Source organism: Fusicatenibacter sp. (assembly GCF_977045365.1).
Genome location: NZ_CDRRUH010000045.1, coordinates 1 through 26,376 on the forward strand (window position 1 = coordinate 1; position 26,376 = coordinate 26,376).

Consider the following 26,376-nt stretch of genomic DNA (forward strand, 5'->3'; position numbering starts at 1 on the left):
AGAAGTCGTGAATTTGTTTAAAAACCATCCACGGGGCACATACAATCTTATTTTGATGGACATTATGATGCCAAACATGGATGGACACCAAGCAACGAAAGCCATCCGAGCCCTGGGTATAGAGCGCGCCGATGCGGTCACGATTCCAATTATAGCTTTGTCTGCAAATGCTTTTATAGATGATATTCAGGAATCCCTGGATTCAGGCATGAATGACCATATTTCCAAGCCGATTAACATGGAGGAAGTAACCGATACAATCGCTAAATACATTAAACAATAAAGTCAAGGCGGCAGATGATCCTGAAAACATGCTTAAGGAATTAGCATTGTAAATTATTTGTTTTATCCAGTACATCTTTTCTTTCTGGGGATGATAAAAATCTACTTTGGATTTTAATGATATCATCATATGATTTGAAAAATTGAATGAACCAGCTTCCAGGCGAAAGTTATACAGCGGGAAGCAATTTTGCTTCCCTTATAAAGCAAGTATCACAAATGATAGTGTAAAAAATAAAAGGAGGACTATATTATGAACACAAAACCAATAATAGTTACAGTTCCGGTATTTGAAGATTTTCGTGGATATCTTGCTGTACCATACGACAAGTCAGTAGACTTTAGGATCAAACAGATTAACCAAGGCTACAGTAAGAAAGCATTCACGCTGCGGGGATTGCATTTTCAGGAAGGGGAACACGCACAGGCAAAGCTGGTATCCTGTCTGCACGGTTCGATTTTCAATGTTGCTGTGGACCTGCGGCCGGGAGAGAATTTCGGTCATGCATACAGTACGGTACTGTCTTTCGAAAATCGAAAACAGATGCTAATTCCAAGAGGCTTTGCACATGGATACCTGACACTGGAGGATGATACCCTGATGCAGTGGTGTGTAGATAATGACTTTTGCGGCGAGGCAGCTAAGGCTGTTCGATATGATTCGGATTTTGTCTGGGAAGATGAGCCGTGGCCTGCGGGGGAGTACATTGTATCAGAGAAGGATCGAAATGCGATTCAGCTAAAAGAAGTGAAAAAATTGATGGTAAAATAATTGTGCGGTTTTACGGAAGCATTGGGTCAGAACCCATTACGATTTGAAATTTGATTTTTCAGAATTGGAATTATGAGTCTAAAGATTATTTGTAAAGAAAATATAAAATTTCCAAGAAGTCTTTAAAAATCCTATCATTTGTGATATAATCCATGCAATATATGCGAGAGGAAAAATATATGGATTACGATATTGAAACGAATAAAACGGATTACCAAAGGGAAAAAGAAGTTCGTGCGAAGCGATTAGAGGCATATGCGGAAGCGATACAAAAGATTACCTTAGAGAAATCGTCCAAAGTGATAGAAGATCTTGTAGAAGAGAGACGTAGACAGGGGCTGACGCAGCAGGATCTGGCGGATATGACGGGAATTCTTGCACCGAATCTGGCGCGGCTCGAGAGTGGAAAAAGAGTTCCAACCCTGGTTGTACTGCAAAAATACGCTTCAGCATTGGGGATGCACATTGAAGTAAAATTGTGTGAGGGAACAGAAGAGTAGAAAAGGGAAGCAGTTTTGTTTCCCTTTTAAAATAAGTATCATAAATGATAGTGTGAAATATAAAAGGAGACAAAAAGATAGCAAGAAAATTACGAACATGGTTCCCAGGAGCAACCTATCATCTGATGGAAAGTGGAATACGGAGACAGGAAATTTTTCAGGATGAATTTGATTATCAGGTATTTCTTGAGATATTAAGGAAAGAATCTGAGCAGAAAAAGTGCATGATACATGCATACTGCCTGATGACAAATCATTTTCATCTGCTTGCAGAAACGCAGACAATTGAGATCGGAAAGTTTATGAAGAGCCTTGCCGGAAAATATGCAATGTACTATAACCACAGATATTTTTATAAAGGACATGGTTACCCAAGAATTAAGCGCTTACGATATAATGTTATGAAAAGCCTGTTTTACTGTTTAAATCGGAGAAGCCAGAAGAAAAGCTATAACTGGATAGGATTTCTGAATATGCTGGATAACAGCTATCCGCTGGTAAGACCTCGGATCTATGTCAGTGTATATGAATGATAACGTGAACAATTCGTTTCGCAAAGAGCCGGATGCGGAAAAGCCGCACGTCCGGATCTGTGAGGGGCGCACGACCGTAAGGGGTGCGTCTACTCGACCCAATGCTAGTCATTTTACCACACTAATGCATTAATTAGTCGAATTGCCGATTTTTCTTTTTTGAAAGTAAATTCTTTTGTTATAAATATTTGAAAAAGTATTTACAAACCCGCCAGAATCGGTTATTATGTATATAATCTATTGAGGTGTTCGTGTAAAATTATACAATTTTATTTTTGACAAATTCTCTATTTCCCTTTTTAATGGCATTTTGCTGACTCTTCAGGCAGAGAAAAACGGTTCAAAGGGTAAAATACCGAATTTTTTCGTCAAAAAAATCACTCAACGTAATTACAGATGATATCGGATCTATATCAAAAAAAACATCACACCTTATTTTCGAAAGGAGATCGTAATCTTATGTTTCATTTTCTAAAAGGAAAGAGCAAAGAAAATGTTCTTTACGCACCTTGCAAAGGAAAAGTAGTTCCGCTTTCCGAAGTCCCGGATCCTACCTTTTCCGAAAAAATCCTGGGGGACGGATTCGCAGTAATTCCGTCGGAAGGAAAAATTTATGCACCGACAGACGGTGAAATAGCCATGGTATTTGACACCCTTCATGCCATCACGCTCACAAGCAGCTCCGGAACCGAAATTCTGATCCACATCGGACTGGATACGGTTACATTAAAAGGCGCACCGTTTACCGCACACGTTGCAGCCGGTGATCAGGTCAAAAAAGGGGATCTTCTGATGGACGTCGATCTGGACAAGATCACCGGGGCCGGATTGAACACAGTCACTCCGGTACTGATCTGTAATACCGATGATTACGAGAAAATCAGCCTGAAAAAAGCGGGCGAAGTTTCCTTAGACGAAGCCGTTCTCAGTATTTCCTGATGATTTTCTGATGTTTCGTCAGATGAATCTTCATCCTCTTCTTTTATGAAATGTACGCTTGACGTCTTTTCTCACTTGCTTTTATGAAATGCACTCTCAATGTCTTTTCTGCACTTGTTTTTGTAAGTGTATTGGATGGATTCGGTAAATTCACGTATCTAATTGGAGGTATCCAGTTATATAAATTATCTTTTAAGGAGGGAGAAATATATGAAATTTCTTCAGAAACTAGGGAAAGCCCTCATGCTTCCCGTAGCAGTACTGCCGATCTGCGGTATCCTGATGGGTATTGGATACCGGTTGTGTCCGGCAACGATGCAGGGCGGCGATATCTCGGGCGCAGCAAACCTGATCGGTCTGTTTCTCGTAAAAGCAGGATCAGCTCTGATCGACAACATGGCACTCCTCTTTGCAATCGGCGTTGGTGTCGGTATGTCAGAAAAGAATGACGGTACCGGCGGAATCGCAGCTCTGGCATCCTGGCTGATGATCACAACACTTCTTTCTACCGGAGTTGTTACAACCCTCATTCCGTCCATCGCTGAGAGCGCTACAAAGACACTGGCCTTTGACAAGATCGAAAACCCGTTCATCGGTATCCTGGCCGGTATCATCGGATCTACCTGCTATAACCGTTTCAAAGGTACCAAGCTTCCGGACTGGTTATCCTTCTTCAGCGGCAAACGCTGTGTAGCAATTGTTTCCGGTGTTGTTTCTATCGTTGTATCCGCTGTTCTGTTACTGGTATGGCCATTACTGTTCGGTGCTCTGGTAGCAATTGGTAAATCTATTGTCAGCCTTGATGTTGTCGGTGCCGGTATCTATGCATTCCTGAACCGTCTGCTGATCCCGACCGGATTACATCACGCTCTGAACAACGTATTCTGGTTTGACACGATCGGTCTTGGTGACTTGAAGCACTTCTGGGCTGGTGAAACATCTGCTGATGTAACCTGGAGCCTTGGTATGTACATGTCCGGATTCTTCCCATGTATGATGTTCGGTATTCCTGGTGCTGCACTTGCTATGGTGAGATGTGCAAAACCTGCAAAGAAAAAAGCTGCGATCGGTCTGGTAGCTTCTGCTGCAGTTTGTGCATTCATCTGTGGCGTTACAGAACCTTTTGAGTTCGGATTTATGTTCCTTGCTCCTGCTCTGTACGTAATCTATGCATTACTGTATGGTATCTTTACTATGATCACAGTTGCTCTTGGCTTCCGTGCAGGATTCAGCTTCTCTGCCGGTGCTATGGACCTCCTGTTCTCATCCTCACTGCCTGCAGCACAGAAAACATGGCTGATCATTCCGCTTGGAATCGCAGCATTCCTCGTATTCTATTTCGTATTCCTGTTTGCTATCAAAAAATGGGATCTGAAGACTCCTGGAAGAGAAGACGACGATCTCGAAGCAGAGAAAAAAGTAGAACTGGCAAGTGATAACTATACCGCAATCGCAGCTAAAATTCTGGAAGGCTGCGGCGGAAAAGAAAACATCACAAGCATTGATAACTGCGTTACAAGACTGAGACTGGAAGTGAAAGATATCACTGCAGTGAATGACAAAGTAATCAAATCTGCCGGCGTGGCAGGCGTGATCAAACCTGGCAAAACTTCTGTACAGGTTATCGTTGGAACAAAGGTTCAGTTTGTAGCTGACGCTTTCTCCAAACTTTGTGAATAATATTTACCCTGGTAACCCAAAAGGAGCATATCGCTGATGCGATATGCTCCTTTTAATTGTGCAAAGCTTTCCTTATTTTCCTGCCCTTTCGCAGAGCTGGAACCAGGCTGTTGTGTTGTTTGTCAAATGTAAGTAGCTTCCCGAACATTTGTAAGCAGGTAATCATCTGTACCTGTTATCCTCGATTTTTTTCTGACAGTATCCGGATTGAAATTATGCCGGACTGCCCGCCAGAGCTTCTGCACGTTTTCGTAAGAAGTCTGAAAGAGCATGCTTGAACTGGCAGGCAGGGCGTGGAAGAAGAGTGACTTCGATGACGGCTTTTAGGATGATGTCACTGTGTAAAGACTACCTCAAAGATCGTTCCGCCGGACGGGCTGGACTGAACGGTTATTCTGCCGTCATGGACGCGCACGATTTCATGAACCAGGGCCAGCCCGAGGCCTACTCCGCCAAGCTGGCGGCTTCTGGATTTATCTACGCGGAAGAATGGTTCAAATATGCGTTCTTTTAATTCCGCCGGGATTCCGCTTCCGGTATCTTCTACGGACAGGCAGATGCTTTTTCCCTTCCGGTATGCGTTTACGGTAACCTGTCCGCCGAAATGATTGTATTTGATTGCATTTTCAACAAGATTGTATACCATTCGGTAAATCAAAATGTCACTTCCGACCATCGTGGTAGCTTCACAGTTCCCGATCAGTTTTATTTCCTTTTCCAGTGCAAGCGGCTCCAGGTCCACCAATACTTCATCGACAAGAGCGTCAACGGCAATGGTTTCATCCCGGCCTACTGTTTGGAGCTCGCTCATATCGAGCAGGGTCTTGACCATTTTGCTGAGTCGGCCGTTTTGCTCTGTCACCATTTTCAGTGTCTGTAAGGTGTCGGCATCATTGCCCGGATGCGGGGTGGAATGGTATAAATCGAGCTGTACCTGCATGACGGACAATGGGGTTCGAAGCTCGTGTGCTGCATTTGCCGTAAACTGTCTCTGGATTTCAAAAGCATCTGCGAGGCGTTCCAGCATCTTGTTATAGGAAATGCGAAGCTGGTCCAGTTCTTTTACTTTGTTTTCTTCAATTCGCGAATCGGCCAGGTTCTGTGCCTGCACTTCTTCAATCTTTTCAGAGAATTCATGAATGGGCCGAAGTGCATGGCCACTGATAAAATAGGTAGCGACGCCGCCAAGAAGGGCCAATAAGGCGGAAAGGATCAGACTGTTTCTTTTGTAGTCTGCTTTATTGTTATATACCTGAACAGAGAAATCTCTGGCAAATTCATCCCACTTGTCCTCCGGAATGCTGATATAGATTTGATCGGAACCGTCTGTGGCACCGTCTCCGTCCTGATCTCCGGCATCATCGCCCCGGGAATCTACGGTCTCCTGCAGGGAATCGATATAATAAATCCCGTTTTTGTAGACCAGCAGAGTCAGACATCCACAGATGACCGCAATATACAGGGTAATGATACAGGTAAGTCTCCACTGCAGTGATATTTTTTTCATCGGTCGGACTCCTCTCGTATTTGATATCCTTCGCCTACTTTATTCAAAATCGGATCGTATCCAAGTACTGCCCTGAGCTTTCGTCGAAGCGAAGACATATGGACGCGGATGGATCCGCTGAAGCTGTCCACGGAGGCATCCCAGACATGCTCGATCAATTCTTCCTGACTTACCGGTCTGCCAAGGTGAAGAAGCAGATATTCCAAAATTCCGTTTTCTTTTCTTGTCAGGGCAACCAGGGTTCCGTTGGCATAGGCCTCCCGCTTGATGGTATCGAATTTGATCCCGCCGCTTTCCAGGCAGACATCCTTTTGCACAAATTTTCTTCTTGTCAGACTGCGGATCCGCGCTTCCAGCTCCTGCAGATGGAACGGCTTTTCCATATAGTCATTTGCCCCGGCATCGAGTCCTTCTACTTTGTCTGCAATCTGTCCTCTTGCAGATAAGATCAGAACCTTCGTCTCTTCGTTTTCCTTCCGGAGCTCTTTTAGAAGATCCATTCCGTCCATGCCGGGCAGATTGAGATCCAGGACAATCAGATCATAATTTTCTGCCAGGATGCATTCCAGAGCCTCCGCGCCATCGTAACAGGTATCCACCTCGTACCCGGCAGCGTACAGACTTCTGGCAACTGTGTCACACATTTGTTTCTCATCTTCCACGATTAATAATCTCAAAATTTTTTTCACCCGTCCGTTTCTTAACAATGATTTTACAACTTCTATTGTATAATATCAGAGTCAGCTGGTCAATCAATAGAATCAAAGGAGCAATCACATTTTGAAGTGCAGAAAAATATCTCAAATTGTTTTGGTTATCACAGGCATAGCGATGATGGGCTATGGCGCCGTCAGAGGGGAAGCGGCCGCTGTGCTTGGGAAAGCAATTAAATTATGTCTGGAGTGTGTCGGAATTGGATAAGAAAAAGAAGTTACGATCAAAGAAAATAGCCGGAATACGCGGGTGGATCCAGGCAGCAGCCACACTGCTTACCAATCCTCATATTCCCAATTTTTTTCAGGGAAAAATATATCAGGGAAAAGCGAAAACGGTATGTGTACCGGGACTAAACTGTTATTCCTGTCCTGCCGCGACGGGAGCGTGCCCCATCGGAGCCTTTCAGGCGGTTGTCGGATCATCCAAATTTAAGTTTTCCTACTACATAACCGGGTTCCTGATTTTACTCGGCGTGACACTGGGAAGATTCATCTGTGGCTTTTTGTGTCCGTTTGGATGGTTTCAGGATTTGCTTCATAAAATCCCCGGAAAGAAATTCTCCACGGCCAGACTGAAGCCGCTGCGGTATCTGAAATATATCATCCTTGTTGTCTTCGTGATTCTTCTGCCGATGTTTGCAACGAATTCGATCGGGATGGGCGACCCGTTCTTCTGCAAATATATTTGTCCGCAGGGCGTTCTGGAGGGGGCGATCCCGCTTTCCATCGGAAATGCCGCAATCCGGTCTGCACTGGGCAAGCTGTTTTCATTTAAATTCGGTATTCTGATTACGGTTGTCGTGCTCAGCATCTTGTTTTACAGACCGTTCTGCAAATGGATCTGTCCTCTTGGGGCAATCTATTCCTTGTTTAATAAGGTAAGTTTTTTACACATCACGATTGAAAACAGCAAATGTGTCGGATGCAACCAGTGTTCCAGGGCATGTAAAATGGATATCGACGTGTGCCGGACGCCAAATCATCCGGAATGTATCCGGTGCGGAGCCTGTATCAAGGCCTGCCCGAAGGATGCGATCCACTACCAGTTTATGGGAAAAATGTGTCAGGAAAAGGACACCGGAGATCAGAAATTTTAACATCAGTAGACAAGAAGTCCCCCGCTTCTAAAGCGGTGGGATGAATTGTTAGAAGAAACATAACGGCAGTGGCGGGCGGAGAGAAATCGGTATCCTCCACTGACATGAGGTGAGTCACAGTCGAACTATTTTCGACATGTCAGACTCCGTGAAAATACCGACTGTGAGTTGAAACAATACTATTTTTAAAAGGAGCCATAACTTATGAAAACTAAAAAAACTTTTCTTCCTGTTTTTACACTCAGCGTAGCATTATTACTTACCGCATGCAACGGAAAAGAGGCTGCAGACACAAAGAAAACGCAGACGACCCAGACGGAATCCGGCACAGAAGCTGTCACAGGATCTGTTGCGGAATCCGGCACAGAAACGGCAGGGGCTTCCGGCACGAAGCTGGATGATTTATATCAGCAGGAGAACCAGATTTTTGCAGATCATGCGGACGTATGGAACAAGGTGTTTGGCATGATGAATAAAAGCACGGCTGATCCGAGCGGAAATTATGCGGATTTGTTGGCAGACACGGTTGAAGCCAACAAGGACTCTTTTTCTGAGGACGAGCTGAAAACACTGACGGATGATATTGAAACGATACGAAAAATCGAGGAACAGATAGCGGAATTGGAAAACAGCAATACAGCATCGGAAGATACCGATGCGAAAAACGATTCCGAAGAGACATCTCCGTTCCGGGATTTCTCGGGCCAGGATTATGATGGCAATACCGTGGATGAAAGTCTGTTTTCCAAAAATGCGGTAACGGTCGTGAATTTCTGGTTTACCGGATGCAAGCCTTGTGTTGCTGAGTTATCGAAGCTGAACGAATTAAACGATGCGATCAAATCCATGGGAGGCGAGGTTGTAGGTATCAACACAGAAACCTTCGACGGAAATCAGGATGCGATCAAAGAAGCAGCAGCGGTTCTCGAAAGCCAGGGTGCGAAATACCGCAATCTTTCCATTGACTCTGCTTCCGCGGCAGGAAAGTATGCTTCCGATATTATGGCATTTCCGACCACAATCTTAGTCGATCGAAATGGAAATATTGTGGGAGAACCGATGCTTGGCGGAATCGACAACCAGGAGAATTATGATACGCTGATGAAACAGATCCAGTCTGTGTTGGATGCAGACAGCGCAAAGTAAGACGAGAACTGCCACATTGGGGTCAGCCCCCAATGTGGTTTTTTGTTTACAGAAAAATAATTTTATAATCGCATACGCTAAATAGCAGAACACTAAGACGGAATCAATACACATGCACAATATCCGCTGGCAGGCTGAAAACAGTAGATGGTCAGAGTCTTGTCGATTTCCGGACTAACCAGCGTAAAAGCATATGTGACAGGAAATTCTGGAAATGAGCAGGAGAACCGACCCGAAGATGAGGAACATTTACAAGACGAAAGTACAACAAATGAGAAAACAGGAGATGAGAGCAAAGCAGGAATTTGGATTGCGATATTGCTTGTTTTAAGCAATTCTTCTGTTTCGGATGATTCTGAATCGCTATTTCATTTTTTAACAAGCCTGTTCCGAAATGAAACATACTTTACTGCGAATTGTAAAAATACAAGGACGTAGATTCCCGTCAGTATGGCGAAAAAAATGGTCATAGCCGTATTGTCCATATTCAAAAATCCATTTAAAAGCATCGTCACGAAGATCAGCATCAGAGGTATGATTCTTCCTCGAAAAATCCTGTTCAACAGTTCCAGTCTGGACTGATCATCGCAAAAGATATTTTCTTCTTTTTCCATCGATGCAGCGGGCTTGCGAAAATAGGTATATCCTGCAAAATTCATCAGATATTCCCAGCCGCAATCTTCAAACATCTGAATATATTCCTCTTGCTCCTTTACCCCGTCCGGATTGTAATCCAGCTGATAGACGACATCCTGCGGAGTGCATCTTTCAAAGGTATAAATACCGGGGAAGGTCACCTTTTTAAATTTCCATCCTTCCTTATGCCTGCGTCTCAAATATTCTGCTTCTTTTTCATACTCTGTAATGGAAAACCAACGAAACTCTCTTTTTACCTCTCTCATAGCGCTGCCTCCTGTGCATTATGGTACAATCGGTTGATTCTTCTTAGTTCCTGTTCCAGTACTTCTTTTCCGAGCTCTGTGATCTGATATATTTTTCTTTTTTCTTCTTCCAACACAAATTCGATCAGACCGTCTTTTTCCATTTTTGCAAGACTTCCATACATGGTTCCCGGGCCAAGAACCACCTCATTATCGGTCAATTCTTTTACTTTTTGTACGATTCCATATCCATGGTTCGGTGTTTGAAGGCATAATAAAATATAAAATCCTGTCTCGGTCATCGGAACATATACTTTTTTAATATGTGCATCCATAAATAGTTACCTCGCTGCTTGATATATCGTACTTCGATATATTAAATATATCGCATCACGATATATTTGTCAAGCAGCGAAGCGGATTGCAAATATCCGCTTGACAAATGCCCTGAGGTTAAGGCAATTCTGAAAATGCAGCAGGCACCGGAGCGGATGTCATAGCCACCAAAAATATCGGGAAAACTTTGTGAAAAAATAGAATTGTGTTTTGCAAGGGTCCCCTGTAAAATAGCGGACAAGAGGGAAAAGAGAGGAAGGGAGATTCTTATCTTATGGGAACAAATGAAAAGAATATGACTGTGGGATCCCCGGGAAAACTGATCATAACGTTTGCCATACCACTGATGCTTGGCAATATTTTCCAGCAGTTTTATACGATGGCGGACACCATGATTGTCGGCCAGGTGGTAGGCGTGGAAGCGTTGGCGGCAGTGGGTGCCGGGGACTGGCTGGTCTGGCTGGTGTTGGGGATTATGACCGGTATCACACAGGGCTTTTCGATTCTTGTATCGCAGTACTATGGAGCAGGGGAAAAGGAAAATCTGAAATGTGCGGTGGCAAAAAGCTATATCATGACCGCCTTACTGTCTGTGATTGTACTTGCAGTAAGTGAAGGCGCAGTTTATCACGTTCTTTTATTTTTGCAGACACCCGATAATGTCATTGATCTGACCATGCTATATTTGCGGCTGATTTTTGCGGGAGTCCCGATTATAGCTGCCTATAATATTTTTGCGGCGATCTTAAGGGCACTTGGAAACAGCAGATCTCCGCTGATTGCAATGACCGTGGCAGCAGTGATCAATGTGGGACTGGATTTGTTGTTTGTGGCAGTTTTGGGCTGGGGCGTAGCCGGAGCAGCAGTGGCGACCGTTATTGCACAGGGATTTTCCGCCGTGTACTGCTTGCTTGTACTGCGGAAAATCCGGGATATCCGCCTGAAAAAGGAGGACTTTTACAGGCAGCCGTCTATGAGTCTGCGGCTTTTGAAGCTGGGGGCTCCTCTTGCCATACAGAACGTGATCATTTCTGTGGGAGGACTTACGGTGCAGTATGTGATCAATGGCTTTGGCTTTCTGTTTGTAGCCGGATTTACGGCAACGAATAAGCTGTATGGAATTTTGGAGATGGCTGCGGTTTCTTATGGATATGCGATTACCACTTATGTAGGGCAGAATCTTGGCGCAAAGAAATATCAGAGAATCCGGAAAGGTGTGCGCAGCGGTACGTATATGGCAGTGCTCACTTCTGTTTTCATTTCCGGGATGATGGTGCTGATTGGGCGTAATATACTGTCTCTGTTTGTATCCGGTGAACCGGAGCAGATCCGACAGGTATTAGATATTGCATATAAGTATTTGTTTATCATGGCGGTCTTTTTGTGGATACTGTATTTGCTGCATGTGTATCGTTCCGCGATCCAGGGGCTGGGCAATACGTTGATTCCGCTTGCCAGCGGCATTGCGGAATTTGTGATGCGTGTCAGCGTTGCGCTGCTGCTGCCGAAATGGATCGGCGAAGAGGGAATATACTATGCCGAGATCTGTGCATGGAGCAGTGCGGCTGTTTTACTGATCATAAGCTATATGATTCTGATACGGAAATATAAAGATGCTAAAACGTCAGAAAGCTGATGCAGTAATTTGCGCTCTGTGGGACTGCTTTTTTGCATGTTTCCTGGGATTTTGGAGAATTACGACAAGAAATAACCAAAAATTTCAATAACTAATCCAAAAATATTCTATTTTTTTTCAGGCCGCTTGTGATTATAATGAATTCATCAGCTAGGAACGAAGCGAATCTAGCAAAATCACCAAACGGGAGGAATAAAAATGAAAAGAAAAGCATTAGCAGCAATTATGGCAGTGGCTATGGCAGTATCCATGGCTGGTTGTGGAGGATCCACATCAGAGTCTAAAGATTCTACCCAGAAAACAGAAACAACAGATTCTACGGCATCAACGGGCGGAAGCGTAGAAAACAAAGACAAACCTCTGTGCTGGTTCAACCGTCAGCCATCCAGCAGTGCGACCGGTGAACTGGACAAAGATGCTCTGAACTTCAACGGAAATACTTATTATGTAGGTTTCGATGCAAACCAGGGTGCTGAACTGCAGGGACAGATGGTTCTGGATTACATCAAGAAAAACGCAGACACGATCGACAGAAACGGTGACGGCGTAATCGGATATGTTCTGGCAATCGGTGATATCGGACATAACGATTCTATCGCTCGTACACGTGGTGTTCGTTCCGCACTTGGAACAGGTGTAGATGCAGACGGCGGAGTAGATTCTACACCGGCAGGAACAAACGTAGACGGAAAAGCAAAGGTTGTACAGGATGCAACTCTGGATGTAGACGGAAAAACATATACCATCCGTGAGCTGGCCTCTCAGGAAATGAAAAACTCAGCAGGTGCAACATGGGATGCTGCAACAGCTGGTAATGCGATTGGAACATGGACAGCTTCCTTCGGTGATCAGATCGATGTTGTAGTTTCCAATAACGATGGTATGGGAATGTCAATGTTCAACGCATGGGCAAAAGACAACAAGGTTCCTACCTTCGGATACGATGCAAACAGCGATGCTGTAGCAGCAATCGCTGAAGGATACGGCGGAACAATTTCTCAGCATGCAGACGTTCAGGCTTACCTGACACTGAGAGTTCTGCGTAACGCACTGGACGGTGTAGATATCAATACCGGTATCGGTACAGCAGATGAAGCCGGCAACTGCCTGACAGAGGGTGAAGATTACAGATACAGCGAAGAAGAGAGATCTTACTACGCATTAAATATTGCTGTAACAGCTGATAACTACAACGATTTCACAGATTCCACAAAGGTTTACGATAAAGTTGCAAAACAGCTGGATGAAAGCAAGAGCCCATCCAAAAAAGTATGGCTGAATATCTACAACGCATCGGATAACTTCCTGAGCTCTACCTATCAGCCACTGCTGGAGAAATATGATGATCTGCTGAACCTGAAGGTAGATTACATCGGTGGAGACGGACAGACAGAGTCCAATATCACAAACCGTCTTGGAAACCCGAGCGAGTATGATGCTTTTGCAATTAACATGGTTAAGACCGATAATGCAGCAGCATATACCTCACTTCTCTCCAAATAATTTAGAGACAAAATAAAAGTGTAAATGGTAACGATTCGGAGCCATGCGAAATCGAGATGAGGTCTCTGAATCGTTACCGTAAATGAATGAAATTATAGAGGGGTGTCAGCAATGATACCCTTCTTTACTAAGAAAAGGAAGCGCAGCTATGACAGATGATAAGAATAAATATATCTTATCGATTAACGGCATGAGCAAATCATTCGGTAGAAATAAGGTTCTGAAACATATCAGCATGAATGTCAAACCTGGAACCATTATGGGACTGATGGGTGAAAACGGTGCCGGAAAATCGACAATGATGAAATGCCTCTTTGGAACCTATCAGAAAGATGAAGGAACCATCGTACTGGACGGAAAAGAAGTGAATTTCTCCGGTCCGAAGGATGCACTGGAAAACGGAGTGGCAATGGTACACCAGGAGTTGAACCAGTGTCTTGAAAGAAGTGTTGTAGATAATATGTTCCTTGGAAGATACCCAAAGAATTCCGTTGGGGTGATCGACGAAGGAAGAATGAAAAAAGAAACATCAGACCTGTTCAGAAAACTGGGAATTACAGTTGATCTGACGCAGCCAATGAAGAAAATGTCTGTATCTCAGAGGCAGATGTGTGAGATCGCAAAAGCGATTTCCTATCATTCCAAAGTCATTGTACTGGATGAACCTACATCATCCCTGACTGCACCGGAGGTTGAAAAACTCTTTAAGATGATGCGTCAGCTGAAGGCTCAGGGAATTGCTCTGATTTACATTTCACATAAAATGGATGAAATATTTGAAATCTGTGATGAAATATCCGTACTGCGAGACGGAAGCCTGGTCATGACCAAGCCAAGTAAAGAAACGGATATGAACGAACTGATCGCCGCCATGGTTGGACGTTCTCTGGACAACAGATTTCCGCCTGTAGACAACACACCGGGAGAAACCATTCTCTCCGTACAGAATATATCAACAAAATATGCACCGAAACTGCAGAACATCTCTTTTGATATCAAAAAAGGAGAAATCTTCGGATTCTATGGTCTGGTCGGTGCCGGTCGTACCGAACTTCTGGAGACCATCTTCGGAATTCGTACAAGAGCAGAAGGAAATATTGTATATGACGGAAAAGTACTGAACTTCTCCTCCCCGAAGGATGCCATGGATCACGGATTTGCTCTGATTACAGAGGAAAGAAAAGCCAATGGTCTGTTCCTGAAGGGCGATATTACATTCAATACTACCATTGCGAATATGAAGCATTATAAGAGCGGAATCGCATTGTCGCATGACAAGATGGTGCGTGCAACAGCGGAAGAAATCAAGATCATGCATACAAAATGTATGGGACCGGATGATATGATCGCCAACCTTTCCGGTGGTAATCAGCAGAAGGTCATCTTTGGTAAATGGCTGGAGCGTTCACCGAGCGTATTCATGATGGATGATCCGACACGAGGAATCGATGTTGGAGCAAAATATGAAATCTATGAACTGATCATCAATATGGCGAAACAGGGAAAAACAATTATCGTTGTTTCTTCCGAGATGCCGGAGATTCTTGGTATTACCAATCGAATCGGTGTTATGTCTAACGGACGTCTGGCCGGAATTGTAAATACCAAAGAAACAAACCAGGAAGAATTATTGAGACTCAGTGCTAAATACCTGTAACAGGAGGAAAATTGGAAATGGCAGAAAACAGCGTTATTATTTCATCGGAAGAAGAAGCAAAGCTTTTGAAGCCGATCGATGAATATGTGGAAGAAATCCAGAAAAAAATCGATGCATTACGCGTAGACGGCTTTGATAAAGTGAGCGATCTGAAAAAACAGATCGTGATCGCAAAAGAAAACAAGAACTTATCCGCAGCACAGAGAGATAAGATTATTGAAAACAGCAAAAAAGAGCTGGAAAATGCAAAAAAAGTAGAAGCAGACAACAAAGAAGAAATCAAAAAGCTGATCGCAGACGCAGAAGGCTATCTGGCTGCGCATTACAAAAAGGATTATTACGATGTAGTAAACAAAAGCTGCAAAGCTGCAAAAGCAGAAGAAAACAGCAGATACGAGAAGGTTAAAGCAGATCTGAAGAGCGAGCATCAGAAAAAGATTGCTTCCCTGAAGGAAGCAGAAGAGATCAAGGCTGAGAAATATGTGCTCAAAAACAAATTGTTTGATGCACAGATGGCTCACGAATCGAAGCTCCAGGAGATCAAGGACAGAAGACATGAAGCATTCATGCATAAATATCATCTGATCGACCTGCTGAGAGCATCCAAATTCACATTCCCGCAGCAGAGAATACAGAAACTGGAGAATTACAGATATACCTTTGATTTATCTCAGTTCCTGTACAAAAACGGTCTGTATATCGTAATTATTCTGATTTTCATCGCACTGTGTATCATCACACCAATCGTCAAAAATACACAGCTGCTGACAGTTACCAACATCCTGAATATTTTACAGCAGGCATCCCCGCGTATGTTCCTTGCACTTGGTGTTGCCGGCCTGATCCTGTTAACAGGTACCGACCTTTCTGTAGGACGTATGGTTGGTATGGGTATGGTTACAGCAACCATCATCATGCATAACGGAATCAATACAGGTGCCGTATTCGGACATGTATTTGACTTCTCCGCTATGCCTGCTACAGCGAAAGCACTGTTTGCACTGTTAATGTGTGTGATCTTTACAACAGTATTTGCCATGCTTGCCGGATTTTTCATGGCAAGATTCAAAATGCATCCGTTTATCTCTACCATGGCGAACATGCTGATCATCTTCGGCCTGGTTACCTATGCGACCAAGGGTGTATCCTTCGGTGCGATTGATTCTGCCATCCCGAATACATTCATTCCGCAGATCGGAAAATTCCCGACCATCATTCTGTGGGCTGTTGCAGCAGTTGCCATTGTATGGTTTATCTGGAACAAAACAACATTTGGTAAAAACCTGTATGCGGTAGGTGGAAATCCGGAAGCGGCAGCAGTATCCGGTATCTCTGTATTCAAAGTAACGATGGGAGCATTTATGCTGGCAGGTATCCTGTATGGCTTCGGTTCCTGGCTGGAATGCAACCGTATGGTTGGTTCCGGTAGTGCAGCTTACGGACAGGGATGGGATATGGATGCCATCGCAGCCTGCGTAGTTGGTGGTGTATCCTTTACCGGTGGTATCGGTAAGATCTCCGGAGTTGTAACCGGTGTACTGATCTTTACCTCCCTGACATATGCCCTGACGATTCTGGGTATTGATACCAACCTTCAGTTCATCTTCGAAGGTATCATCATCCTGGCAGCCGTAACACTTGACTGTCTGAAATATGTACAGAAAAAATAATTATAGCAAGATCCGAAAATAATGCAAAAAAGGCAGTGCTGCAGAGCGCGAATTGCAAGGAACAGATTTGAAGGCGTACCGGGGTACGACGAAAATCTGTGACGCAGTAATTCACGCTCTGCGGTGCTGAATTTTTTGCATTATTTTCGGGGATTGCTATAAATACTCATAAACAGATAGAATATAAGACAGTCCGGTCGTCCGATGGATGACCAGGGCGGTCTTTTATTCTGTTTTGGCACAAAATTTTTATAACTATTCATTCAGCAGAGAGCAATCTTCTGCTATAATAAAGGAACAATAATATGCTCCGCAAAACAGGAGGATAAGGATGGAACAATATAAAGTGATTCTTGTCGATGATGAAGTAGAGGTCATCGACGTTATGAAAAAAAAGATCCGTTGGAATGATCTGGGATTTGACGTAGTGGGAAGTGCCACCAACGGTGTGAAGGCTCTGGAGCTGGTGGAAAAGCTTCAGCCGGATGTGGTACTGACGGACATTAAAATGCCTTATATGGATGGACTGGAACTGGCAAGAAAACTGAATCAGGACTATCCCAATATTTACATTATGCTTTGCACCGGTTTTGACGAATTTGAATATGCAAAAGAGGCCGTTCATCTGGAAATTAAGGAATATATGCTGAAACCCATCAGCGCCACCGAGCTGTCAGAAAGCCTGATGAAGCTGAAAGCCACACTGGACAGGGAACGGGAAGAAAAGTTAAATGTAAAAAAACTGGAAGACTATTTCCAGGAGGTATTACCGAAGCTGCAGTCCAATTTCTTCATTTCCCTGATTGAGGGAAGGGTCAGGGAAGAGGACTATGAACGATTCCTTTTGGACTATCGGGTGGATATGAAGGGGCCTTTGTTTTGCTGCATGATTTTTCACACTTCGGAAAATGATGTGCCAGAGGGCATGAATCCCTTATTGTTATCCATGTCCGTGGAACGTGAGATCAAACAGCGGCTGATGGAGAACTGTAATTGCCAAGAATTCATCTATATGGGTAATACGATTCTGATCATGGAACTCCACTCGGAAGATGAAATAGCTCAACTGACGGACAAGTGTGACCGGTTCTGCCGCTGGGCATGGAGGATTATGGGAGCGGCGGTTACCGCAGGGATCGGAACCGTCTGCAACAATCTGTACGATATCAGCATTTCCTACGAGGGAGCCAGAGAGGCAGTGTCCTACCGTGTCCTGTACGGAACGAAACGGGCCATCAATATCGCAGAGATCGTTCCCAAAGAGTCAAAAAAGGCGGTTCCCTTAGAAGAAACAAGGATGCAGGAGCTGTTTCGTGCCATTCATGTAGGGGATCAGGAGAAAATCCGGAAAGAAGCCATCAAAGAGACCGAAAAGCTCCATAAGAATGCAGCCACCATCAGCCAGTACAATCTGGCTACCATGGAGATCGTCAGTGGATTTTTCAAATTCTGTGCCAATAATTCCATGGATTTCAACGAAATTTCCGGAAATGTACAGAATCTTTACGAAAGAGTGACTCAGTTAGATGAAAACTCTATGACAAACTGGATCATCAATATGTCTATGGCCATCAGTGAAAAACTGAGAAGTACCAGAAACAGTACCTCCAGACGGATGATTACCGATGCACAGAATATCGTAAAAGACAGATATATGGAACCGACGCTCTCCCTGGATGACGTGTGCGCAGATCTAGGGGTGTCCAATTCTTACTTTTCGTCCATTTTTAAAAAGGAGACCGGTCAGTCCTTTGTCTCCTATCTTACCGATTACCGAATGGACAGGGCAGAAGAAATGGTGCTGAACACCGATGAAAAGAGCTACAAGATCGCAGAAAAAGTAGGATATCAGGATGCGAACTACTTCAGCTATGTATTCAAAAAGAAATTCGGTGTGTCCCCTTCCAAATACAGAGCTTCCGGGAAAGAGGGAACAGGTGAAAGGGAAGATACATGAAAGACAGAAAAAGAAAGCCGGATTCCCGGAAGAATATCGTATTTAACATACAGTCGATCATCCTGTCTGTCCTTATGGCGATTTCACTGGTTACGATCATTGTAATGGGATTGCTGCTTTACCATCGATTCAAGCTGGCTCTGGAAAAAACAGCGGTAGACAACACGGAAGCTACCGTGGAGGCTACCGTAGACCGGTTAAATGCAGATCTGCTGGATATCCGTCAGATCCTGAACGGGGCAAACTACAACGTAGTCCAGCAGTTTGATATATCCAGCCGGGAATTCTCGGAGCAGTTCAGTCTGCTCTATGAGACCAATTCCGATAAGATTCAGAGCCTGGCTTTGTATGACCCGAAAGGAAATCTGATCGCATCGGAGCCGGTGGCGGCAGAAAAGAAAAATGTGAAGGTGCCCACGCAGGAGTGGTACAAAAATGCGGAAGATGCCATTGAAAATATACACTTTTCCACACCGCATATCCAGGAGCTGTTTGAGGATGGATCCTATCGGTACCAATGGGTCGTTTCCCTGAGCAGGTATGTAGATGTCAACAAGGGAGAGACACCGGAAACCGGTATTCTTTTGCTGGATATGAAATATTCTGTGATCAGGGACGTGATGAAACAGATCAATGACTGTTCCGGCGGAATCTACTATTATCTGACCAGTCAGGACGGAGAGATGATCTATCATCCCCGTGGAACGGAATTAAATCGCGGGTTATTTGAAGAAAACAGTCTGGAAGCGGCAAAATACGAGGACGGAACCTACGAGATCCGTTCTAACGCTCAGAACGAGACCGTGATCGTCGGCAGCGTGGCCTACACAGGCTGGAAGATGATCGGTGTTGTGCCGGAGAGCGTGCAGGCAGCAAACTATAAAAACTTCCGTTACTATGTATTTGCTACCATTCTGGTCCTTCTGGTCATGCTTTTGGAGGGAAACCAGCTGGTATCCCGGAAGATATCCAAGCCGATCCGGGAACTGGACGCTTCCGTCAAGGCCCACGAGGCAGGAGGAAAACCGGATATCTATATCGGCGGCTCCTCGGAGATCCGCCATCTGGGACATTCTGTGCAGAAGTCCTATGAACAGATCGAAAAACTGATGGACGAGATCATCCGGCAGCAAAATGAACGAAGAAAAAGTGAACTGGATGCCCTGCAAAGCCAGATCAACCCCCATTTTCTGTATAATACACTGGAATCCATCACGTGGATGGTGGAAGCCCAGGAAAATGAAGCAGCGGTTCGTATGATTTCTGAACTGGCAAAATTACTTCGTGTCAGCCTGTCCCGCGGTAAGACCATCATTCCCATTCAGGATGAGCTGCAGCACAGCAGAAGCTATATGAATATCCAGCTGGCCCGGTACAAAGAGCGGTTTAAAACAGAATTCCGGATTGAGGAAGAGATTGAAAACTACTGCATCGTAAAGCTGGTGATCCAGCCTATCCTGGAAAATGCCATCTATTATGGTGTCGGCAATATGGATGAGGATGATGATGGTATGATCATCGTCAGCGGGAAAAAGAAAGACGATGACATCCTGATTACGATTGAAGATAATGGGATGGGTATGCGGGAAGAGGTTCTGGAAAATATTCTGACGGATAACAGCAAGGTTCCGAAGCATGGCTCCGGCGTGGGTGTGATCAATGTGCATTCCAGAATCCAACTGATGTTTGGAGAGGAATACGGACTTTCCATAGAAAGTGAGCCGGACGAAGGAACAAGGGTTACGATCCGTATTCCGGCAGTCCCATATACACCGGAAAACGCAGAAGCATTGGAATTACAAAAATACGTACAGAGGAGACCGGGCGGATGAAAAAGAACAGAATGAAATTTCTTATAATTGAGTTTCTTTTGCTGCTGCTGGCAGTATTCTTTGTATGGAAAATTTTCGATCAGAACGTAGCAGAGCCCCGGATTGCCGTGATTCTTCCGGAGTCCGGTGACAAACGCTGGGATGCCCTGATCAAGGGAATGAAGCAGGCTGCGGCAGAGAACCACGTCCATATGATTATCTGTAACACGGAAGAGATCGACGGGCCGGAGGCGGAAAGAGAATTTATCAGGGAACAGAAGGACAACGATATTGATGGCTTTATCATATATCCGGCACCCGGTCATGAGACGGAAAATATGCTGAAAAAAGAGTGTGGAAAGAAACCCTATCTGCTGATTGCAGATGGTCTGGCGGTAAAAGAAGGGGAAACTGCCAGTCCCACGATCCAGCCGGATTACCGGGAGATCGGAAGGTGGCTGGGAGAACAGCTGAAAATAAAAAAGCAGAAGATCGGAATTATCGCCGACTGGAAAATGTCCGAGGCTGTACAGGCGGAGATTGGTGGATTGAACGAGGCGCTGGAAGGCAGCGAAAGCAAGATCAGCTGGTGTATTTACCGGAGAAAAGAACAGGATATTGTGGAGCGGATGAAGAAGGAAACAAAAGTGGATGTTCTTGTCATCCTGGATGCAGGAATCCTGGAAGAATTTGGAGAGCAGGCAGAAAACGGAACATATAAGGGGGCAGAGCTCTATGGAGTGGGTTACAGTCTGAAGACGATTGCGCTTCTGGATAACGGAAACATTCAGGGGCTGGCTGTGCCGGACGGATATGAAATCGGCTATAAAAGTGTGGAAGAAATAACCAAAAGGATCGAGCATAGGTCTTATAAAATGCAAGGATATATAACCGAATATCAGGTACTTGGCAAGGAAAATTTCTCTATGAACGAAGATTTAGAAAGGTTTTTATATTCCTATGAATAAAAAGAAAAGAAGGGTGGCAGTATCATTATCTGCCACGATAGGGAGTGCGGTGCTTGTGCTGTCGGGGTGTTCCGGCAAGTCGGACCAGACAGAGAAAACCCTGCGGGTCGGAGTGATAACCTACACGCAGGATGATCCTTTTATCAATGGACTGACGGATGAACTGAAGGCGCAGCTGAAAGCCATGGAAAACAAAGAACGAAGGATTATCGTATCGACAAAAAGCGGAAACGACGATCAGCAGGAACAGAACGAAAAGGTAGAAGAAATGATCGATGCAGGCTGTGATGTGCTCTGTATCAATCTTGTGGACCGGACAGCTCCGTCCCGGATCATCCGAATGGCAAGAAACGAAGATATTCCGGTGATCTTTTTTAACAGGGAACCGGTAAGGGAAGACCTGATGCAGTGGGAAAAGCTGTATTATGTGGGCTGTGATGCAGAACAGTCCGGGATTATGCAGGGCGAGATCGCAGCAGAATACATCAACAGCCATCCGGAAGTCGATAAAAATCAGGACGGAAAGATTCAGTACGTGCTTCTGGAAGGAGAAGCAGGTCATCAGGATGCTATCAGCAGAACGGAATATTCCGTAAAGACACTGATGAAAAATGATGTTATACTGGAAAAGCTAAGTTATCAGTTAGCGGACTGGAACCGGGGACAGGCGGAGAACCGCATGAACCGTCTGATCAGCCAGTACGGAAAAGAAATCGAGCTTGTCATATCCAACAACGATGAGATGGCACTGGGGGCTGTGGAAGCGTATCGGAAAGCAGGCTATGTCCGGGAAGACTGGCCGGTGATTTTCGGAATTGATGGTCTGGAAGAGGCTCTGGAAGCCGTAAAGGCAGGAGAAATGCAGGGCAGCATCCTCAATGACAGAGTAGACCAGGCAAAGGAAATGGCGAAAATGGCAGTGGAGCTGTTCGAGGGAGAGGAATTTGACCAGGAAAGCCTGAAAGAAGGACGGTACTATTTTTCGGAATATCAGAAAGTAGACAGCAGCAATATCAATGAATACCTGAACGCAGAAGAGGTAAGTTCCCATTCCGGAATGTAAGCAGGAAGACTGCGTTTGCAGGCAGAAAGAATGAGGAAAAAACAGATGGAACATACATGGACCAAAGATTTTTATCAGGAGACAGATCCGGCGAAACGGCAGCAGATCTTAAAAGCACATATCGGAGAGGAGGAAGCGTGGGCAGAAGAATACCGGGCCCGGCTCTGGACGGCCCGGTACGGGCAGCGCAGGCTCCAGAAGGATGAATTTGTCAAATGCCTGATGGAACTGAAGTATCTGGCGGAAGGAACTTCTCTGGATCTGGGAGGCGACAGAAAAAAGATGGGAGCCCGGATTCTCTCCACATTGTGCCTGGCAGAAGCCATGCAGTCAGAGGAGGGATATCAGAAGATTCTTGCGGATGAACTGTACAATGTATTCCTGAAATTTATTCAGGTCAGCAGAGGAGGAAGAGGATTTACCTCTATGGTCTTCGGCATGGGACAATTATCCGAAGAAGGAATCGCAAAAAAAATCGCCGAACAGATCAGTGTGATCGCCTTTAAGGCGCCTCACCTGCTCCGCATGGAAAAAGAATTTACCCTGCTCCGGGAAGCCGCCCTCCGGGCATATCGGCAGGAGTACCCGAACAGGGAGCATTTCCTGAATAAATATTGAGGTTATTGCAAGAGTGGGAGAAACAGGAATCCACTGTTGTGGTTGCGGGGAGCGTCAAACGCCAGAAGCCAGAATCTGCCATACAATGAGCAGCAGAAAATGTCTGAACAGTGGCAGGCGGAAAGAGAAAGGAGAATAAAATGGAATACAGAAAATTTGACAATGTTATAGTAGCAAGGATGGACAAAGATGAGGAAATATTGGAGCAGCTGAAGGTAATTGCCATAAAGGAAAATATAAAGCTTGCCAGTATCCAGGCTCTTGGAGCGATCAACGACTTCACAGTCGGAGTATATAAGACAGACGAAAAGAAATATTATTCAAACAGCTTCCAGGGGTATTATGAAATTACATCACTGACAGGTACAATCAATACAATGGATGGAGAATATTATGCACATCTTCATATGAGTGCCGGAAATCAGAAGGGCGAGGTGTTTGGAGGACATCTGAACAGAGCCATTGTCAGTGCAACCTGTGAGCTGGTCATCACGGTAATTGACGGAAGAGTGGACAGAGTTCATGATGAAGAAACCGGACTTAATATCTTTCAGTTTGATTGAAGCTTGACAGGAAATAGCGAGAAACGTATTATTGAGGAAAATTGGATTTCCCACATTAGTGCCTGAACTGGAGGTGTATGGGCTATGAGAAAAGAACATTATTCGATCCTGTTTTGCAGCTTAACAGGTAATACAAAGAAGCTGGCTGATGCAATTTATGAAACGTTGCCGAAGGACAAATGTGATTATTTTGGCACGAACGATTCGCAGGTACCGCAATCCGACGTATGCTATATCGGATTTTGGACGGACAAAGGGAATGCAGACCAAAAGACATTAGAATTGCTGTCGAAATTAAAAAATAAAAAGATTTTTCTGTTTGGAACAGCTGGTTTTGGCGGAAGTGATGCCTATTTTGAAAAGATTCTCGGACAAGTCAAACAGTCGATTGATGCAAGCAATACGGTCATCGGGGAGTATATGTGTCAGGGAAAGATGCCGCAGTCTGTGCGTGAACGGTATGCGAAGATGAAAGAAAACCCGGAGCATCCGGCGAATCTTGATCTGCTGATTCAGAATTTTGACCGTGCTTTGTCACACCCGGACAAGGAAGATTTGGAAAGACTGAAAAAGTCAGTTTGCGAATGCGGGCAATCTATGGCAGAAGCACAATATAATCCGTAATATGGAATTCGCAGAACGGTTTTTTCGGACGAATATGATTTCCTGACAAAAATTGAGTCGGTGTGTATGGAAGAAGGACGTTATCATGACAGTAAATCAGGTCGAGCAGGAGCTGATGAGTTACATATCCGATCATAAAATATGGAATACGCATTCCCATCATCTGCCGGAGCAGGCGATGCAGGATTTTAATCTGGATAAGCTGATCGGTCATACCTATCTGCAATGGCAGCAGATCACTCCGGGGACAACGGCGGAAAGCAGATCCGCGTACCTGGAAAAGGTGCGATACAAATCTTATTTTGTCTGGCTTCAAAAAGCAATCGGGGAACTGTATGGAATATCGGAGCCGATTACAGCCCAAAACTGGGATCGGATTTCAGAAGAGATCCGGAAAGCACATCAAAATCCATACTTTTACTTGGATGTGTTAAAAAATAAGTGTAAGTATCAGAACATAATCGTAGATACCTACTGGAATCCGGGTTCTGACAATGGAAGACCGGAACTGTTTACGCCTGCTTTTCGGCTGGATCTGTTCTTTTTGGGCTATCAAAAGGGACTTCGCAATCATGATGGTGTATCGCTGGAAGAACAATTCGGCGAGCTGCCGGATAATTTGCAGGACTATGTGGAATGGGTCAGAAAGTGGATTGTACAGAAAAAGAAAGAGGGCTGTGTGGCTTTAAAAATAGCACTCGCCTATGAACGCAGCATTCATTTCGAAAAAGTGACGCCGGAGCAGGCAGAACGGGTTTTCCGGTTAAAAGAGTCGGATATAACGCCGGAGGATATCCGATGCTTTCAGGACTACCTGTTCTGGAAAATCTGTGAAATTGCAGCGGAAGTGTCGCTCCCATTGCAATGCCATACCGGAATGGGGCAGGTGATCGATACGAATATACTGCAATTAAATAATGTAATACGGGACAATCCAAAAACGAAATTTGTGCTGCTGCATTGTGGCTTCCCGTGGGTGGACGATCTCTTTTCCGTGGTGGGCGGATATCCGAATCTGTATCCGGATCTGACCTGGCTTCCGATTTTGTCCTACACAGCTTGCAAACGGGTATTGCATCAGTTGATTGAGATGGCCGAGATCGATAAAATCTGCTGGGGATGCGATACATGGACAGTAGAAGAAAGCTATGGTTCGCTCCTTGCGTTTCGATTTTCCCTGTGCAGGGTTCTGAGTGAAAAAATAGAGGACGGATATCTTTCAGTCAATAACGCAAAGGACATCATTGGCAAGATTCTGTTCAACAATGCGGAAAAAATATACGGATGATGTCTGAAAAAATGAATCATGGAAAAAACGATGAAAACTACAACAAAACAAACTCACTTATACAGTAACACGGATCTTCGCAAGCTTTTGATTCCGATCATCATTGGGACCAGTGGGATACGGTTCATGATTCGGTTCGATGCAGGCAGAATGTAATACGAAGAAGGAGTGTTATGACGGAATATAAAAATGAGAGTGTTTTCGTATTATGTCCGAAGTGCGGTGCAAAAACAAGAACACAGATCAGGAAAGATACGGTATTAAAAAACTTTCCGCTATTTTGTCCGAAGTGTAAGGAAAATTTCCTGATAGAAGTCCAAAACATGAAAATTAAAAATTGTAAGTAGCCAGACGCTAAGACGCAGAGCTGATCCCAAAAGAAAAGAGGATTGACTCTGCGTTTTCTTCATATACAATAGAATGTTAGTGAAGCATCATGTAAGACGGCAATTTCCTATCGAGAAATATCTAAAAGAACTCAAAAAAGAACTGATAGAGGGAAAGTATATCCCATCTCCAGTGAAAAGAGTGATGATACCAAAACCAGATGGAAGTGAAAGACCACTTGGGATACCGACAGTAAGAGACCGGATTGTACAAATGGCAGCAAAGATTGCTATAGAACCGGT

At 44.5% G+C, this 26,376-nt stretch carries 26 protein-coding genes and 1 pseudogene; 23 read left to right on the top strand and 4 right to left on the bottom strand.

Annotation, left to right across the window (positions count from 1 at the left end):
- From ACY2VW_RS10225 to ACY2VW_RS10250, 6 genes are all read left to right on the top strand, one after another.
- The coding region (locus ACY2VW_RS10225) for a response regulator (protein ID WP_461877994.1) at positions 1-283 on the top strand (283 nt) is incomplete at its 5' end.
- Between the two features lie 252 nt (positions 284-535).
- Positions 536-1,054 carry a dTDP-4-dehydrorhamnose 3,5-epimerase family protein gene (locus tag ACY2VW_RS10230; RefSeq protein ID WP_461877995.1) on the top strand — a complete coding sequence of 173 codons (519 nt, stop codon included), beginning with the start codon at positions 536-538 and terminating at the stop codon, positions 1,052-1,054.
- A gap of 179 nt (positions 1,055-1,233) precedes the next feature.
- On the top strand, positions 1,234-1,554 hold the full coding sequence (locus ACY2VW_RS10235; RefSeq protein ID WP_461877996.1) for a helix-turn-helix domain-containing protein: 321 nt from the start codon (positions 1,234-1,236) through the stop codon (positions 1,552-1,554).
- Between the two features lie 125 nt (positions 1,555-1,679).
- Entirely contained in the window at positions 1,680-2,087 is a 408-nt protein-coding gene (locus ACY2VW_RS10240; protein ID WP_461877997.1) for a transposase, read from the top strand.
- Positions 2,088-2,546: 459 nt separating this feature from the next.
- Positions 2,547-3,026: a PTS sugar transporter subunit IIA gene (locus ACY2VW_RS10245; protein ID WP_461877998.1), complete on the top strand. Its 480-nt coding sequence runs from the start codon at positions 2,547-2,549 to the stop codon at positions 3,024-3,026.
- Between the two features lie 210 nt (positions 3,027-3,236).
- Positions 3,237-4,706 (top strand): PTS transporter subunit EIIC, encoded by a 1,470-nt coding sequence (locus ACY2VW_RS10250; RefSeq protein ID WP_461877999.1) that lies wholly within the window; start codon positions 3,237-3,239, stop codon positions 4,704-4,706.
- 334 nt (positions 4,707-5,040) lie between these two features.
- Here ACY2VW_RS10250 and ACY2VW_RS10255 read toward each other — a convergent pair whose 3' ends face one another.
- Together ACY2VW_RS10255 and ACY2VW_RS10260 are read right to left on the bottom strand one after the other, a co-directional pair.
- Positions 5,041-6,213 carry a sensor histidine kinase gene (locus ACY2VW_RS10255; RefSeq protein WP_461878000.1) on the bottom strand — a complete coding sequence of 391 codons (1,173 nt, stop codon included), beginning with the start codon at positions 6,211-6,213 and terminating at the stop codon, positions 5,041-5,043.
- On the bottom strand, positions 6,210-6,857 hold the full coding sequence (locus tag ACY2VW_RS10260; RefSeq protein ID WP_461878015.1) for a response regulator transcription factor: 648 nt from the start codon (positions 6,855-6,857) through the stop codon (positions 6,210-6,212). Before ACY2VW_RS10260 ends, ACY2VW_RS10255 begins: the two co-directional genes overlap by 4 nt.
- Before the next feature lie 133 nt (positions 6,858-6,990).
- Between ACY2VW_RS10260 and ACY2VW_RS10265 the strand changes: the two genes are divergently transcribed.
- From ACY2VW_RS10265 to ACY2VW_RS10275, 3 genes are all read left to right on the top strand, one after another.
- The gene (locus ACY2VW_RS10265; RefSeq protein ID WP_055218540.1) at positions 6,991-7,134 is read left to right on the top strand and encodes a CD1871A family CXXC motif-containing protein; all 144 of its coding nucleotides are present in this window, start codon (positions 6,991-6,993) and stop codon (positions 7,132-7,134) included.
- The gene (locus tag ACY2VW_RS10270) at positions 7,127-8,026 is read left to right on the top strand and encodes a 4Fe-4S binding protein (protein WP_461878001.1); all 900 of its coding nucleotides are present in this window, start codon (positions 7,127-7,129) and stop codon (positions 8,024-8,026) included. The genes ACY2VW_RS10265 and ACY2VW_RS10270 overlap by 8 nt, the downstream gene beginning before the upstream one ends.
- 204 nt (positions 8,027-8,230) lie before the next feature.
- Complete coding sequence (locus ACY2VW_RS10275) at positions 8,231-9,172, top strand: TlpA disulfide reductase family protein (protein WP_461878002.1); 942 nt, start codon at positions 8,231-8,233, stop codon at positions 9,170-9,172.
- Between the two features lie 368 nt (positions 9,173-9,540).
- Here ACY2VW_RS10275 and ACY2VW_RS10280 read toward each other — a convergent pair whose 3' ends face one another.
- Positions 9,541-10,074 carry a DUF2812 domain-containing protein gene (locus tag ACY2VW_RS10280; protein ID WP_461875081.1) on the bottom strand — a complete coding sequence of 178 codons (534 nt, stop codon included), beginning with the start codon at positions 10,072-10,074 and terminating at the stop codon, positions 9,541-9,543.
- Entirely contained in the window at positions 10,071-10,388 is a 318-nt protein-coding gene (locus ACY2VW_RS10285; RefSeq protein ID WP_461875080.1) for a PadR family transcriptional regulator, read from the bottom strand. The genes ACY2VW_RS10280 and ACY2VW_RS10285 overlap by 4 nt, the downstream gene beginning before the upstream one ends.
- A 275-nt stretch (positions 10,389-10,663) precedes the next feature.
- Between ACY2VW_RS10285 and ACY2VW_RS10290 the strand changes: the two genes are divergently transcribed.
- From ACY2VW_RS10290 to ACY2VW_RS10355, 14 genes and pseudogenes are all read left to right on the top strand, one after another.
- A complete protein-coding gene (locus ACY2VW_RS10290; RefSeq protein WP_461878003.1) occupies positions 10,664-12,025 on the top strand; it encodes an MATE family efflux transporter in 1,362 nt (453 codons plus the stop codon).
- A gap of 198 nt (positions 12,026-12,223) precedes the next feature.
- Complete coding sequence (locus ACY2VW_RS10295; protein WP_461878004.1) at positions 12,224-13,528, top strand: substrate-binding domain-containing protein; 1,305 nt, start codon at positions 12,224-12,226, stop codon at positions 13,526-13,528.
- A gap of 148 nt (positions 13,529-13,676) precedes the next feature.
- Positions 13,677-15,185 carry a sugar ABC transporter ATP-binding protein gene (locus ACY2VW_RS10300; RefSeq protein ID WP_173829163.1) on the top strand — a complete coding sequence of 503 codons (1,509 nt, stop codon included), beginning with the start codon at positions 13,677-13,679 and terminating at the stop codon, positions 15,183-15,185.
- Between the two features lie 17 nt (positions 15,186-15,202).
- Entirely contained in the window at positions 15,203-16,855 is a 1,653-nt protein-coding gene (locus ACY2VW_RS10305; protein ID WP_461878005.1) for a galactose/methyl galactoside ABC transporter permease MglC, read from the top strand.
- A 331-nt stretch (positions 16,856-17,186) separates the two neighbouring features.
- Positions 17,187-18,812, top strand: a complete 1,626-nt coding sequence (locus ACY2VW_RS10310; protein ID WP_461878006.1) for a response regulator — start codon at positions 17,187-17,189, stop codon at positions 18,810-18,812.
- Positions 18,809-20,644, top strand: a complete 1,836-nt coding sequence (locus tag ACY2VW_RS10315; RefSeq protein ID WP_461878007.1) for a cache domain-containing sensor histidine kinase — start codon at positions 18,809-18,811, stop codon at positions 20,642-20,644. Before ACY2VW_RS10310 ends, ACY2VW_RS10315 begins: the two co-directional genes overlap by 4 nt.
- Complete coding sequence (locus ACY2VW_RS10320; RefSeq protein WP_461878008.1) at positions 20,641-21,591, top strand: substrate-binding domain-containing protein; 951 nt, start codon at positions 20,641-20,643, stop codon at positions 21,589-21,591. The genes ACY2VW_RS10315 and ACY2VW_RS10320 overlap by 4 nt, the downstream gene beginning before the upstream one ends.
- A gap of 13 nt (positions 21,592-21,604) precedes the next feature.
- Positions 21,605-22,654: a galactose ABC transporter substrate-binding protein gene (locus ACY2VW_RS10325; RefSeq protein ID WP_461878009.1), complete on the top strand. Its 1,050-nt coding sequence runs from the start codon at positions 21,605-21,607 to the stop codon at positions 22,652-22,654.
- A 45-nt stretch (positions 22,655-22,699) separates the two neighbouring features.
- Positions 22,700-23,272, top strand: coding sequence for a DUF6553 family protein (locus ACY2VW_RS10330; RefSeq protein ID WP_461878010.1), 573 nt, complete (start codon positions 22,700-22,702; stop codon positions 23,270-23,272).
- 140 nt (positions 23,273-23,412) lie between these two features.
- Positions 23,413-23,835, top strand: a complete 423-nt coding sequence (locus ACY2VW_RS10335) for a PPC domain-containing DNA-binding protein (RefSeq protein ID WP_461878011.1) — start codon at positions 23,413-23,415, stop codon at positions 23,833-23,835.
- Positions 23,836-23,919: 84 nt separating this feature from the next.
- Positions 23,920-24,459 carry a flavodoxin family protein BilS gene (bilS, locus tag ACY2VW_RS10340; RefSeq protein ID WP_461878012.1) on the top strand — a complete coding sequence of 180 codons (540 nt, stop codon included), beginning with the start codon at positions 23,920-23,922 and terminating at the stop codon, positions 24,457-24,459.
- A gap of 85 nt (positions 24,460-24,544) precedes the next feature.
- A complete protein-coding gene (locus ACY2VW_RS10345) occupies positions 24,545-25,747 on the top strand; it encodes an amidohydrolase family protein (protein WP_461878013.1) in 1,203 nt (400 codons plus the stop codon).
- 173 nt (positions 25,748-25,920) lie between these two features.
- Positions 25,921-26,094: a cysteine-rich KTR domain-containing protein gene (locus ACY2VW_RS10350; protein ID WP_461878014.1), complete on the top strand. Its 174-nt coding sequence runs from the start codon at positions 25,921-25,923 to the stop codon at positions 26,092-26,094.
- A 109-nt stretch (positions 26,095-26,203) separates the two neighbouring features.
- A pseudogene (locus tag ACY2VW_RS10355) lies at positions 26,204-26,376 on the top strand (group II intron reverse transcriptase/maturase); the annotation flags it as partial.